The sequence below is a fragment of the SAR324 cluster bacterium genome (assembly GCA_029245725.1).
In the GTDB taxonomy this organism is placed as follows: Bacteria; SAR324; SAR324; order SAR324; family NAC60-12; genus JCVI-SCAAA005.
On sequence record JAQWOT010000148.1, the window covers coordinates 51,077 to 64,543 of the forward strand.

Consider the following 13,467-nt stretch of genomic DNA (forward strand, 5'->3'; position numbering starts at 1 on the left):
TTTAAAGTTGTGGTGGGAGAAAGTTCAAATAACAAGGAAGAAAAACTGGTTAGACTCAGCTAGGTAAGCTCTCCAGATCGCAGTTGGAAGTTTTAATCTCCCCATAAATCCAAACTTGCCAGCACCACCATCCGCATGGCCAGCAGCGTCAACACCCATTTGAGAACCACGCGAAATCGTTGATCACTGATCTTGGAGAGGACACGCTGTCCGAGGATATTGCCCGCCACAGCACCCATCAAGAGGGCCAGAATGATCTGCCAATAGGCCAACAGTTCAAAACCAATCAGACCAAAGGCCAAGGTCTTGAACCCATGTTGGAAGCTCATTGCTGCGCCATGGCTGCCCACCACCGATTGTTTGGGCCAATCATCATTGGGTACCACTGACATGACCAGTGGACCTGTGGCACCAAAGAGCATGGACAAGGCTGAAGTGATAGCCCCTGAAAATGCTGGATGCCAACGAAACAGTTTCAGCCATTGGGTGCGCCAGGTGGCGATGAGAATGAACGCCCCTAGGAACAGACCTGCGGATCTCCCGCCCAGCAGCGACACCAATGGCAACACCATGAGTGAACCTGCCGCAGAGCCTAGGAAAAAACCTCTGAGATAATCCCATTCCAGATAGGCACGATGGACATAGGCCCGCCCGATATTAGAGAAAAACTGGCCCACTCCATGGATCGGGATCAGCGCTACAGGTGGTAGGATTTGACCGAGCAAGGCAAGCAACAAGACACCGCCACCTAAACCCAAAGAGGCGGTGATCAGTGAGGTGATGGCCGAGGCCACCCCCACAAAGATCACGTCAAACATCAGAATTAGCAACGTCGCAGGCCACAATCCTCATAAATTGTAGCTGCACAGATGGGGAGCAAAAGATGGATTCTTGTCCTCGCTGATCCAGATTTTCCATCATTGCTCCAATTCTTTCAATAACAGCTGATTCTTCAAAAGATTCCTTAAGACATCCGTTGTCACGTATCCAAGTTACCTTGTAATTTGTGAATATTTCTATCTTTGGTTCAAATTGTAGAGAATCATCAAAAGTTCCCAATGGAATCAACTGAAAGCCATCTAAAAACTCAGGTCTAACAAAAATGCGAGTTGCACAGTTAGCACATGAAAAATAGTGAACAGGCAGGCCACTTCCTCCAGGGGTTACAAACTCATGGATAGGACCATTTATTTCTAATTCCTCTTTCCCATAGACAGTGAAACCAAAACGGTTCCTCCCATTCTTCTACAACGCTGGCAATTGCACTGATAAACCAGCAAGGGATCAAATTCTGTCTGGAAGCGCACTTGCCCGCAGTGACAACTACCTTGATGCTTAATCATAAAAATCCTTGTTTATAGCCTAAATCACTGAAACCAGTTTTCAGACTCTGTAGTTTTTTGCCCCAGGAAATAAGCCAGCAACATCTGGGTTGTTTGTTTCAGAAGGGTCAGGCAGTTCAGCATCAAGGTCATATTGAATCACAGGTTGTGACATGATATCACGACATCGTTTTGCTGCTTCAACACCTGAAAAATCTCCACTTGGTAGCTCACCATTAGTATCAGTAAAACCATAATCTATAGCTAATTCTGCAGTATGAATGACTTTGCCATTTAGTTTAGCTAAATCTTCTTTCGAGGCTTTGTTAAGGAGAGCTGCAACAGCTCTTCCCGAAAAGATAGCAGTTTCACCACCTGGAAATGCTGTCACCTCGGTTACCGCAGCTCCAGGATACAAGGTGATAGCCTGAACACCATGAGGTTTCAGTTCAGCTGCCATATCAGTTGTGAGCCTATCCAATGCGGATTTGCCTACTCCATATCCTATATCAAATAGGTACTGAACACCTCCGAAACTAGAAACTTGAACCATTAAGCCAGATTTCTGTTTTACCATTACCGGAGCCAACAAACTACTCATCACGTAGGAGCTTCTAAGCCCAGTCTTGATGGATGCATCAAAAACAGAGATGGGACGTTCCCAAAAAGGTTTACCACAGTGCGGTGCTATAGCGATAAGGCCTGCATAAGCGCTATTCACCAATAAATCGATTTGATTTTCTTTTCCCGCGACCTCCTTCACAAAAGTTTGAGTAGCCTGATCATCATTTTGATCTAGCGCATAGGGAATCACACTACCATTACCACTGGAGACCTCATCTGCAAGAGCTTCAAGTGCTTCTTTATCTCGAGCAGCTGCATAAACCCTACATCCTTCTTCTTTTGCTAAAACGAGTGCGATTCCACGCCCCATACCTCTTGAAGCTCCAGTAACTATACAGATCTTTCTATCCATTATTTTCTACTCTGTTTTGTAATTTTTTTAATTGGCTATAGGGCACTTTTCTTTGATGAAAGTACCCTTTTTGTTTTCCTTAATTGCGCTGATCCAAGTTTTCCATTAGTGCTTGCATTCTTTCGACAACGGCAGCCTCCTTAAAAGACTCCTCGACACAACCATCATTAGTGAGCCAATCTAAGCCATAGTTTCTATAATATTCAATTCGGGGCTTCAGTTCTCTATTATCATCAAAAGCTCCAATTGGCAGGAACATAAAACCATCAAAAGCATCAGCATAAGCATGTGTACGAGTTCCACATTCTGGACAGAAATGTAAATGCATTGGCATTCCACTGCCACCCATAAAGTCATAGCTTTTGGATTCACCTGTCACTTCAATATCACTTGAACCGTAGATAGTATAGACTCCTACGGTACCCATTAATCTTCTACAGCGGTTACAGTTGCACTGGGAAACCAACATCGGATCATACTCAGTTGTGAATCTAACTTTCCCACAGTGACAGCCACCTTGATGCTTGATCATTCTTTGTCTCCAACACTAGTTAATGAATTAGTCCCATAACTTAGAAGATTCTCTTTAAAGCTATGGACTGTGATTTCACTACTAACCTCATCAACACAAGATCTTAGCAGTGAGTAAGGTTCTTTTGTGTTCTGGACTAAGACCTCTCATCTAGTCGATCAAATAATAGAAAAAATGCTACCATCAGGCATCCTAGCCATCCTCACTTCACACGAAAAATGAGCATCGTTTGATCATCCTTAAGCGGTTCCGTTCCACGATAGTTCTCGATGGCAATCGAGATGTTATTGGCAACTTTCTGTGGAGAGTGATCACTCCAAATTTGTAAAGACTTCGTCAACTGGTGCTTACCGAACAGCCTTGGATTTTCCCCTTCATTCATCACATCGGTGATGCCATCGGTGTACATCACAAAGATCTGATCCTGCACAGGGATTAGGCTGGTTTTGAATGCATAATTGAGTGGCACTCGCACACTCCCTACAGATTTTCGGTCCCCCTTCAATTCCTCAACTTGCCCATCTCCGGAGATCACCAGCATACCGTTGCGGGCACTGGCGAATGAAAGTTCTTTCTGCTCACGATGGTAGATGCAGATACTGCCATCAAAACCCTCATCTGAAGTCGATTCGGCTTTGTCATGCTGATTCAAAATGTTTTTGATCAATTGATGGACAGTGGTTAGGTATTGTCCTGCGCTCTTAACCGCTGGATCGTTCATCGCTCGGTCAAAAGCAGCACTCGTGATTGTGGACAGCAGCGCACCGGGAACCCCATGACCCGTGCAGTCCAACACAGCAATCACCACGTCATCTCCAAGATCTTCCAGAATGTAGATATCGCCACCAACAATGTTCAGCGGCTTCCAGACAATACTCACATCCAGATCCGAAGGAATTTTCTTCGGCAGCAAAGCGTTCTGAATACGAGAAGCCGAGCGGATCGACTTATGAATCTCCTCACGGGCTTCCTCAACAAGTTGTCGTTGACGAGCCACTTCCTTGGTGAGGTTGTTGCTGAGCTTAGCCTTCAGATTGAGACGTGCGATTTGCTTACTCAGTTGCTGGACCTCGGCCAGAGCCAGAATTTTTTCGGTCACCATCTTGGCAAGCCCATTCAGTAACTCGATCTGCTCTGAAACTGGGCTGGTTTGAGGAGTGCCGCTGATGCCAAAGAGGGTTCCGATCGCTAGGCCTTCCGGATTGATCAGAGGCACCCCCACATAAAATCTGCGCTGGATCTCCAGATGGTTTTCAGTGCCATCATTTCGTTCGTCTTTCTCCCAATCCTCAATGACCAGGCTATCCAGCATGTTCATAGTCAGATTGCAGATGGAGCCGGTCCTCGGAGTCTCTGTCTTGTTCAATCCGGCTTCAGCCAGGAAATGTTGCTTGGTCTCATCTAGAATTGAGATACCCGCTGCTTCTACACCCAGCAGGTTCTTGATCAACCCAGGCACAACCTGAATTTCACTTTTGCGCAACTTGTCCAGATTGCCAAGATTTGAGATCGACTCTAGGCGCTTGATTTCCTGCTGCTTGAGCAGTGCTGCCTGATCCAGTTCTGTTTCCATAACCCTCTGAAGTACTCTAAATCATCTAGTTCAATTTCGGTTTTCTGTTGAATTCACAACAAGATGTCTCGCCTGCCGTAGTAAATCCTGAAGCGCCGCACTGACCTCTGGGGAGAGTTGGCTAGGATCAATCTCCAAGTCCAAACCTGGAGCATGAAGGGCTAAGGCCTGGGTGCGGTCCTGTTCAATACTCTCCTGGACCACATAGGTCTGGATCGGACGAGCAAAGCCCTTGACCTGGATTACCTCTTTGGGAACACAGTTGAAGTGATCCTGCACCAGCAACATTGTCTCCTCACTGATCAGCACCTCGCCTAGCTTGGCTGCTGATTCCAGTCTTGATGCCAAGTTGACGTGATTCCCGATCGCCGTGTAATCCAGCCGATTCTCAGAGCCGAAGTTCCCGACTGTGCAGATTCCCGAGTTGATCCCACAACGAATGCGGAAAGGACGAGAAACTCCCATTGTACGCAAGGTCACATTCAACTGATCCGTCTTGCTCTGCATCGCCATCGCCATCGCCACACAGCGGGTCGCATCCTGTTGTGGGCCATCTGTCTCAGGATCGCCAAAGAAAGCCATCACCGCGTCACCGATGTACTTGTCGATGGTGGCACCATGAGAGATCGCTATCTGGGCCATCTCATTTAAGTAGGCATTGAGAGATCGAGTGAGGATTTCTGGTTCAAGCTGGTCAGTAATCTCCGTGAAGGAAGCAATATCTGAAAAGAAGACAGTCAGGAACTTGCGATCCGCTCCTACTCTTACTTCCGCTTTACCTGAAAAAATCGATTCGTAGACTTGGGGAGAGAGGTACTTGGAGAGCTTGACCGAGAGCGATTCCAGCTTCTCATTTTGATCACTGAGGGTAGCGTTGAGGAGAGATTGCTCATCTGAAAGGCGGCGAATTTCTGCTTCACTGCGATCCGACATCTTGATCAGTCGGCGTGTGCGCTTGAGCAATTTTTCATAGCCCTTCAGCAGTGCTGAAAAAGCCTCTGGGGTCAGATCCTCTGCCTGAAGATGCTGCTCAGCCTGCTCGAGGATTTGTTTTTCCGTAGCAAAAAGGTCATTGCTCATAACCATTCCAACCCTAAAAAACCACACATAAGTTGATGCCTCAACACACCTAGTCCATATAAGACAGCATTCTCTCCTTCGTGTTTGCCATGATCATCGGCAAAACGATTCACATCAACTGGAAGCTTCCTTGATCCAGACCTTGAAGACAAAGAGTAGTTCCATGGATCCCACAAAATCAAACTCGAATCGATCTGCTTTACGGGCCATTTCAATAAAACCCAAACCAGCTCCTTTGCTGCCCTCAGGTGGTCCATCACGTAAGCGTTGCTTGTAGGCCTTGCGCAGCTCCTTGCTGTCCATCGCTTTCAATTCTGCCAAGTTCTGTCGGAGGTTCTCTACATTTTGCTCATCCATCGGGTTGATCGCTTCAACCAGGAAACCATCTTCAGCCCGGCTGATGGCAACCGTACCAGTCCCTCCAGTGGCAATCCGTTCCTTGGAGTAGCGAATCACGTTCTGGGCTTGCTCAACAAAGATGCCAAAGACTCGCTTGGTGATTTCAGCATCATCCTCCATCTCGTTCACCTGCTCACGGACAATGCCAGAAAAAGTCGACAGCACGTCCTCAGAAAGGAGTCCGGAGTAGCAGAAGAAGGTTCTACGCTGTTCTAGCAGTTTATGGAAATCCTGAGACTGCATGGAAACTCTCTCTTGGGGTTGGTTCAGATTTCGACGATTTGATATTGCGCGTGTTCGAAGTCTTCCTCGAAGTCCTCTCCAGCTTCCTGCATGGAACTATCATCAGCCCGGTAGCACCAATCAATGGAGATCTGCTTGCCTGATTCGGCGGCCTCCTCCAATTCCTCAAAGAAATCAAAGAGGAATTTTGCAGAGGAGCTGTTGAAGTAATAGAGTTCAATCCGCACCTGAAAGGATTCCACACTTTCTAACTGGTCTCTCAAGGCTTGCATCACCGGCTCTGCAAACGCGGTGATGTCTTCCGGATAGCACTCGCCCTTCATTTCTATCCCTGTTAAAGATACCGAGACCGCCGGGGTACGATTCGTCGCGTCTAGCTGCATACAATCACTCCAAATTCTGGATGGTTTTTCTGCTTCGTGCTTCTTGTAGGTAGCCTTTGATAAAATAGCAAACCCTAGTTGCAAATGGCAGCTTGATGAGTTTAATTTTTTGATTTCTCAAGCAATCAAGGTTTGGTCACCACGTTAGTTGACTGCCTTAGCAGGCTGTTGGATTGTCGCTCACTTGGCTTTATTACAGAAGCAGAATTTCGAAGGGTTTTGGGGAATCGTTTGGTCTACTATATAGACCACAAAAATGGCTTGGTGAGTGTCCAAAGATGTAAAAGAACTGCAATAAAATTGGGTAACATACTTATTGATTTACAAGAACAAAATCCTCAAAAGCCTATTCCATAAAATTACAGTTGACTTGAGCAGAATTCGGGACCCAATTACAACTCTCAGAGATGACATTAATTGGATTGCACGCTGTAAGCTGAAGGCTAACGCTGCCAAAGTAGTCCCAGTTATCAACATTGAGGATAGTTTCCACGTAACCACTTTGATTAACCGTTGCATTGATCAAAACTGGTTTGATGGATTCTTGAAGTTCTTGTGGGGGATTGATGGCCCAGTATGTACTCAACGAGGCAATATCATCATCAGAGACCGTACCCCTCACAGCAATCGTATTTTCACTGGTTGGTACCAGTGAAATAGACAGGATAATCGGATCGAATTGCACTGAGACACCATCAGAAAACTCACACAAAATATTTTGGACAGCGTTAAAGGCTTGTTGGTTTAATTCGTCGAATTCAGAAAGCAGGGCTTCTTCAACAACCTGATCATTATTTGGAAGTAATTCCACAAGACCGGCTGTTAAACCAGTTAGCTGTAAATTCAGAGCAAGCTTGCTTTCCTCAGTCAAAATTCTAGAGATTTCGGGATTACTGAGAGTTTCATCCACAGCTTGACCGACCAGTGAAGGGAGATCTTCCGAGATAGATCTTTCCCCACCTTGAGCTAATTTATTTGCAAGGATTGACAATGCGCTGAATTGTTGTTGAGTGCTCTGTATGATTGGGTTTGAGCCACCTACCAACAACATCCAATAGGCCTCTGTCACCTTGGCAAGTTTCAAAAGTGCTCCTGGAATTCCTTGCGGAGAAGCAATATCTGCACGCCAGTCTCCACTCTGCGCAAAGATGCTTTCTAGAGCAGGATCTGCTGTAACCAGAGTAGTCAGTGGAGTGATATGCACTTCTATTTGTCTATCCTCAGGTAGCGTGGCCAACATGGGGGCAGCTGGAATATAAACACCTGAAGCTCCGAGTCTGACCCCCCCTACTGTAGTAAGGACATAGTCAAGATAGTCTGGTGCTAAATCGTATTCGCCAACTGGACCAGAAATAGTAAAATTTTCATCTTCATCCAACTTCTGATTTATGCTTCCATCTGGCTCAATCCGATCTGCCCAGACATTTGCTCCCATCACATAGTTTTGGGCTAGCCTTCCAGACAATTGACGGGCCAATTGAATAGAAAGTATTGAGGATCTCTCGCCATTGATTATCAAGGTGCTTTCCGTATTAGAAACAGAGAAAACCTCACTTTTACCGAAATCAATTGGATTTAAGAGTGGTGATTGCCCAAGCAGCCACTGCTCCAGTTCAAAGGACGTGTGATTTTCCTGGAAACGGTAGATGAATAGGTAGAGTTTTTCATTGGTTGGGAGGAGCAGTGAAACCGTGTTGTCAAGAGTCTTGACCCTATTCCAATCTAGGACATCACTCAAGTCAGGGCCGTGTTCAGAAAATTCTGTCCTGGTCCGCACAACGACTGCCAATTCCGAACCTCTGGTTTCCGTTCCACTTCGGCTTAATTTTGAAGGGGCACTGGATTGAAGACTCAGGTGAAGTTTCACCCAACTATTTTCTATTTCTTTTGGAAGTTCACCACAGGAGTATAGGAGGAATGCAAGTGTCCAAGTTAGCAAATACAAGATCACTCTGTCGAGTGATCTTAAGACTTGAGGGACCATGAAGGTGGGTCATTTAGCAAGTGACAGAAATTCAAACAAATTCCATGGATCCATTATTGAAATCATTCGCTGAGAAATTTACAAATTGTCAGATTTATTCATGTTATTACAAGTGCAGTATTCTTGATATACTCTCATCTGCTAAGATAATCACAAATCGTCGGATTACTCCCGTTATCCCAGGTGCAGTATTCAGTGACACTAGTCTCTCTGTCATCTGTAACTCGCCAAATGACTGTGAGACTGGAGTTATCGAAGTTTCCCAAGCGGGAGTTTGCTGAAAAGCGATCAACCAAATTTAACGCAGGACTTGTATCCCAACGATATGAAAGTGTGCTGGGTCGTTCATCTGAAGCTTCTCCTGAGATATATAAAGTACCGTCTGTCAATTGAAGAGTAATTTTGGAAATTATTGGATCAAATTCAAGGCCGAATCCACCAATTGAAATTGTTACCTGCTGATCAAGTTCATTCTCAATCGCTGCCTTGATCTCCGTTCGTTTTTTTTCAATCTCACTCACCACTTCACTTTCAACCACTTGTCCTGATTCAGGAATTGCATTTGTGATTGAAGTCACCAGGGAATTCATTGAATCTCTAATTTCATTTTTTACATTTCCGCCCAAAGGGTTCACCAGAGTTTGATCTTCCAGAATTAGATCAAGAGCGGTTGTGCTTGCCTGGACCAGCGAGTCTGTGGATGTCAGCTCTTCTGAAGGCAAAGTGGACAATTGACTTGCGAAAATCTCTATGGAACGAAGCTGAGCTGATTGATTCAATGCAATCGAACCCTCCCCTTGCCCCAGCATTCCCGCAAGCCCCTCTACAGTCTTTGCAATGCGGAGAAGAGGTGCTGATGTCCCTGTAGATGCCGCTATGTCACTGTTCCAGTCTCCTAAAGACTGCAGAGTCTCCTTCAACTCAGGTTCATAAGCCACTAGAGTGGTTAGAGGTGTGATGTTGGTCACTGCTTGTCCTTCGCTTGGTAGAGGAGCGAGCATCGGCGCTGCCTCTACCTTTTGGCCTGCTGCGTCCAAATAAGTACCTCCAATAGACATCAGGACTCCTTCACCGGCACCGACCGTTAAGGTATAAGATCCATCATTCCCTGATGTTGTATCTGGCTCACCAGGGTCACGCTGAAAATTTCCAGTACCGTCTGCTGAGAAACGGTCAAACCAGACTTGGGCGCCTCCCACATAGCCTTGTGCCAACTTACCTTGGACTTTAACAGAGGTAGCTGAGTTTGACTCATTTTCCTCTGCTTTACTGCTTGAACCACCACCACCTCCGCCACCACATCCAAGGGAACTCAGCAGACAAATTAGAGAGGCTCCAAGTATTATGTTATTGAGCTGCCGTTTCATCATAGTAACTGAATATGTAGAATACTCCTACACCACCAGTGACATAGGCGAAATAATAATCATTAGGTTCAGTGAGTGCTGGAAGCCCAGTGTAGTACTTGACGGTTGTGTTGTAATTCTCATCTTCACGCGCAGTGGTTTTGACACCACTATTAGTGGGATGAATTATTGTATTGATGTCAGAAGATTTCCTCAGCGTAAAATTGATATTAGGATCAGTCGAAGTGGTTTCAACTGTAATTGAATCAGGAGCTGTGACATTCAATCTAAACGAGTCAGCATCTTCCTCATAGAGATAGGACGCTCTACTCTTTCCACTAGGTAAGGGGAGAACAAATTCTCTATTATCATCAGCAACAAATGCTAATCCTGTTGTTAGGTCACAAATTATATTGCCGTAGGTTGGAAGTATTGTGTTTAAATCACAGGCAACATTGGAAAAGGTTGTTCCACTCGCTTTATCAAACCAAGTAGTACTGAGATCTGCACCAGTCATTGAAATATTGGCTAAACTTGTTGAAACAAAACTCGTCCCAATCAAATTTGTATCAGCAAAAGAGCCCCCTGAAATAGTGCTTTCGACAACATCATTATTTTGAAACTGACCTGTAGCAGTCATTCCATTAAAAGTTGAGTGATAAATTAGGTTTTCGTTCATCTGAAGGTTTATGAACATGGAGTTTTGTATATCAAGCTTGGCCGTTAAACCTGTCAGGGTCAAATTTGAACCTTCTGTCCCTAAAAAAGCTAAATTTGTGTATGGTAAGTTCTGGGTAGTGGGCGAGTAATCCTCAGGTGAAAATACTGCATCATTGACTGTTGAATCTCTGAAAGTTGTGTTGTAGATCAAAGAATTGATGAATTGTGATCCATCAAAAACAGAGTTACTAATTTCAACATTTCTCAGGTTAGCACCCTGAAAATTTACATTTGTGAAACTGACATCATCCAAAAAGCTATTTTCAAGCGTAGCATATTTTAAGTAGCCTCCTTGAAGAATTGCTTTTGTGCCAGGATCTCCAATGCTCCAAGTACCACGATCAAAATATTTTGATTGGAATCCAAGAGCACCGTCTCCATCATAGTCACTCCAAGTATGATAATGGCGCCAAACAACTGGTTCGTTTGGATTAGCTATGTTTTGCAAGTCACAATGGTTACAAATACCATCCACTAACAATGTTCGCCAATTATCCCACGGCAGACTGTTTTTTGGCTTACCGTAAGCTGGCAAAGGATATTCTGAAGCATAAACAAATCCAGTGGATCTATGTACAAAATTTAATCTCAGATTAGCCGAATAGAGGTCATTCTTATCTATTAGCCCAGAAACTGTTTTCTCAGTTCTTCCATCATCAGTATTTGTAATTTTCAGATAAGGAGCAGGGAACCCAAGTGGTGTAACTTCCTGGTAATCTAAGTTTGCATAAATCTCTATTTCACTAGACAAGCCCTGAATCTCAAAATCGTAGTATAAATCTGCGCTATCTGGTGTCATTTCGTATATTAAAGAGATATTATTCAAAGTTGGCATAAAAACTATTTGACTACTTTGGTCAATTGTATCGCCGAAGATATCAAAGGTGATTTGATTACTTAAACCCAGAGCTTCTGATTTTGTCGAATCTCTTTGGCTAAGTGTGATACTTACACTGAGCTGTACGGGTGGATTTGCAGGTAGTTGAAATGTCCCTGCAGTGTAATTTTGGACAATCTTACCAGTATTAGAGACACACCAATTTGGATCAGCATCTTTTTCTGCTTGCGAAAGAACAGGGCAAACTCTTATCAGATCATTTTCGCCTTTTTCTGCAAATGTAATCGTACCAAATACGTCTTCACACATCCCTTGGTCTCTCGCCTCTGTTGTACAAGTTCCTGTGACTGTTCCATTGAGTTCGATCAGGTACCCTTGGGGTCCTTTAAACTCAACAATGAAGTTTAGGTTTTGACTTGCTGAATACCTATCGGGTCGATCAATTTTGGAGATATATGGTATGGCACCAAATCTTGCTTCAGGCTTTAGAATCGGCATCATACGTAGCTGCAAGGGATTCGTGCCGGCTTGAATTTGAAAAGTATCAACAGATCCCTCAAAAAGATTTACTGTGAAGTATGTGTTGTCTCCATCGTTATAAGGGGCACTTCCCTCAGCTTTGGGTTCATAGTCGTAGTATGACCGCCAGCAGCTCCAGAATAGAGTTTCTTGAAATGGAGCTGTAACATCAATTTGCTCCCGACAATCTGATATTTCTGCTTCAGTTGGTGCATCATACGCGACAGCAGCAAAATCGTAATTTGCTCCAGGAATCACTTTCTCCAACGTACCCACCCAAGCTGAAGTAGGAGTTAAGTCTGCACCAAAGCCGGTAGTCACCAACTGTAGTTCAATTGTGTCAGTCACCCCCAGTCCATCACTTCTACCATAGGTTAAACTGACCCCAGTCACCTCAAGATAAGTGCCAATATAGCGGCCAGTTTTGGTCGGCAGTTCCCCAAGAATCACAGTCACGGCTTGTGACTCAGGTTGTTGCTCAACAGATCCTTCCTGCTGGTTGCCATGATCCACACAACTACTCAACAGGAGCGTCAGCAGAAAAACGATCGGCCCGATCAGTGTGCGGTGCTTCTTGTTAACTGATTGCATCTCACATCTCTTTTCAAGGGGTTTTTTCTCATTTATAAGAAACAATAAAATTCAACTAGATGATTGGTTTGCTTACAACAATATCCTTGCCAAAGCAATTTATTTCACTCCTTATTGAAAAATATTGGGATTTGATCTGTTACTCCACCAACCTGCGTTCAATTCGGCTCTTGGATACCAGACAAAGCATGTAGAGGATGATTCCGTAAAAAAGCGTGATGAGTGAAATTGCGACAGCTGGGAAGAGGGTGTCCTGGCTGAGAACACTCTCCATCTCACGGAGTATCAGGATTGCTCCCAAAAAGGTTCCCAGAATTCCCCAGATCAAGGAAAGGTTCCAAAGATCTCGCAGACACAACCTCGTGGGCTCCAATTGGCTTTTATCGATGTTCTTGACACTGCCCAGCAGAGCTTTCTAGCTATTGCCGTAGCTCTTCCAGCCATGCACAGAGATCGTGTAGTAGATGGTGGGCAAGACAACAATGATCAGTGAAGGAATATCGAGGACATACTGGATTTTTTCTGGCATCAGCGCCAAACGCATGAAATCAAACGTACAGGCAATGAAGATCAGCGCGAACCCAAGCAAATGAGCGATTACCATCATCTTTCCCCCTTGATTAAATAGTTTTGGGGGCTGCTTATTGCTCCTGCACTACTGGACCCGAGATGGGGTCCGTTACTCCAAGTTCAGGGCTGATCTCCTCCAGCATGTGCCGGACACTATCCAGAAAGCCGACCATCGCAGGACGTGCATTGATCAGGGACTCCTGGTTGTCCCACTCGCCGACAGAACAATAGGTGAGCTCTCCTGTTTGGATCAGCCTACCCATCTGGTATCCAGACGGTCTTTCGAATTCAGCAAATTTACTGACGATCACGTCTTTAAATTCTGGTTTCACACGAAACCGGACGACGTTCATATATTTCGACAACGTTGTCTCCTAAATGCAGGGACGTC

General features: G+C 44.8%; 14 protein-coding genes. All 14 read right to left on the reverse strand.

Annotated elements, in window-relative coordinates:
• Nucleotides 1-92: 92 nt before the first annotated feature.
• The 14 genes from P8O70_06965 to P8O70_07030 all read right to left on the reverse strand — a co-directional run bounded on the left by P8O70_06965 (nucleotide 93) and on the right by P8O70_07030 (nucleotide 13,441).
• Complete coding sequence (locus P8O70_06965) at nucleotides 93-818, reverse strand: sulfite exporter TauE/SafE family protein (GenBank protein MDG2196617.1); 726 nt, start codon at nucleotides 816-818, stop codon at nucleotides 93-95.
• Nucleotides 811-1,179, reverse strand: coding sequence for a GFA family protein (locus P8O70_06970; protein MDG2196618.1), 369 nt, complete (start codon nucleotides 1,177-1,179; stop codon nucleotides 811-813). Before P8O70_06970 ends, P8O70_06965 begins: the two co-directional genes overlap by 8 nt.
• A 204-nt stretch (nucleotides 1,180-1,383) precedes the next feature.
• A complete protein-coding gene (locus P8O70_06975) occupies nucleotides 1,384-2,298 on the reverse strand; it encodes an SDR family NAD(P)-dependent oxidoreductase (GenBank protein MDG2196619.1) in 915 nt (304 codons plus the stop codon).
• Between the two features lie 79 nt (nucleotides 2,299-2,377).
• Nucleotides 2,378-2,830, reverse strand: coding sequence for a GFA family protein (locus P8O70_06980; protein MDG2196620.1), 453 nt, complete (start codon nucleotides 2,828-2,830; stop codon nucleotides 2,378-2,380).
• A gap of 202 nt (nucleotides 2,831-3,032) precedes the next feature.
• A complete protein-coding gene (locus P8O70_06985) occupies nucleotides 3,033-4,403 on the reverse strand; it encodes a SpoIIE family protein phosphatase (protein ID MDG2196621.1) in 1,371 nt (456 codons plus the stop codon).
• 30 nt (nucleotides 4,404-4,433) lie between these two features.
• Nucleotides 4,434-5,483 carry an adenylate/guanylate cyclase domain-containing protein gene (locus P8O70_06990; protein MDG2196622.1) on the reverse strand — a complete coding sequence of 350 codons (1,050 nt, stop codon included), beginning with the start codon at nucleotides 5,481-5,483 and terminating at the stop codon, nucleotides 4,434-4,436.
• 114 nt (nucleotides 5,484-5,597) lie between these two features.
• On the reverse strand, nucleotides 5,598-6,125 hold the full coding sequence (locus P8O70_06995; protein MDG2196623.1) for a SiaB family protein kinase: 528 nt from the start codon (nucleotides 6,123-6,125) through the stop codon (nucleotides 5,598-5,600).
• A 23-nt stretch (nucleotides 6,126-6,148) separates the two neighbouring features.
• The gene (locus tag P8O70_07000; GenBank protein ID MDG2196624.1) at nucleotides 6,149-6,508 is read right to left on the reverse strand and encodes a DUF1987 domain-containing protein; all 360 of its coding nucleotides are present in this window, start codon (nucleotides 6,506-6,508) and stop codon (nucleotides 6,149-6,151) included.
• 346 nt (nucleotides 6,509-6,854) lie between these two features.
• A complete protein-coding gene (locus tag P8O70_07005; protein ID MDG2196625.1) occupies nucleotides 6,855-8,375 on the reverse strand; it encodes a hypothetical protein in 1,521 nt (506 codons plus the stop codon).
• A gap of 251 nt (nucleotides 8,376-8,626) precedes the next feature.
• Complete coding sequence (locus tag P8O70_07010; protein ID MDG2196626.1) at nucleotides 8,627-9,862, reverse strand: hypothetical protein; 1,236 nt, start codon at nucleotides 9,860-9,862, stop codon at nucleotides 8,627-8,629.
• Nucleotides 9,840-12,506 (reverse strand): pentapeptide repeat-containing protein, encoded by a 2,667-nt coding sequence (locus P8O70_07015; protein MDG2196627.1) that lies wholly within the window; start codon nucleotides 12,504-12,506, stop codon nucleotides 9,840-9,842. The genes P8O70_07010 and P8O70_07015 overlap by 23 nt, the downstream gene beginning before the upstream one ends.
• Nucleotides 12,507-12,645: 139 nt before the next feature.
• Nucleotides 12,646-12,864, reverse strand: a complete 219-nt coding sequence (locus tag P8O70_07020; GenBank protein ID MDG2196628.1) for a MotA/TolQ/ExbB proton channel family protein — start codon at nucleotides 12,862-12,864, stop codon at nucleotides 12,646-12,648.
• 57 nt (nucleotides 12,865-12,921) lie between these two features.
• The gene (locus tag P8O70_07025; GenBank protein MDG2196629.1) at nucleotides 12,922-13,113 is read right to left on the reverse strand and encodes a hypothetical protein; all 192 of its coding nucleotides are present in this window, start codon (nucleotides 13,111-13,113) and stop codon (nucleotides 12,922-12,924) included.
• A gap of 34 nt (nucleotides 13,114-13,147) precedes the next feature.
• A complete protein-coding gene (locus P8O70_07030) occupies nucleotides 13,148-13,441 on the reverse strand; it encodes a DUF718 domain-containing protein (GenBank protein MDG2196630.1) in 294 nt (97 codons plus the stop codon).
• Nucleotides 13,442-13,467 lie beyond the last annotated feature (26 nt).

Excerpts from the sequence above, each read along its gene's own strand:
- P8O70_07010 (MDG2196626.1), bottom strand. The coding sequence starts at position 9,862 with ATGATGAAACGGCAGCTCAATAACATAATACTTGGAGCCTCTCTAATT.
- P8O70_06980 (MDG2196620.1), bottom strand. The coding sequence starts at position 2,830 with ATGATCAAGCATCAAGGTGGCTGTCACTGTGGGAAAGTTAGATTCACA.
- P8O70_06975 (MDG2196619.1), bottom strand. The coding sequence starts at position 2,298 with ATGGATAGAAAGATCTGTATAGTTACTGGAGCTTCAAGAGGTATGGGG.
- P8O70_07015 (MDG2196627.1), bottom strand. The coding sequence starts at position 12,506 with ATGCAATCAGTTAACAAGAAGCACCGCACACTGATCGGGCCGATCGTT.
- P8O70_06990 (MDG2196622.1), bottom strand. The coding sequence starts at position 5,483 with ATGAGCAATGACCTTTTTGCTACGGAAAAACAAATCCTCGAGCAGGCT.
- P8O70_06965 (MDG2196617.1), bottom strand. The coding sequence starts at position 818 with ATGTTTGACGTGATCTTTGTGGGGGTGGCCTCGGCCATCACCTCACTG.
- P8O70_06995 (MDG2196623.1), bottom strand. The coding sequence starts at position 6,125 with ATGCAGTCTCAGGATTTCCATAAACTGCTAGAACAGCGTAGAACCTTC.
- P8O70_07000 (MDG2196624.1), bottom strand. The coding sequence starts at position 6,508 with ATGCAGCTAGACGCGACGAATCGTACCCCGGCGGTCTCGGTATCTTTA.
- P8O70_07025 (MDG2196629.1), bottom strand. The coding sequence starts at position 13,113 with ATGATGGTAATCGCTCATTTGCTTGGGTTCGCGCTGATCTTCATTGCC.
- P8O70_06985 (MDG2196621.1), bottom strand. The coding sequence starts at position 4,403 with ATGGAAACAGAACTGGATCAGGCAGCACTGCTCAAGCAGCAGGAAATC.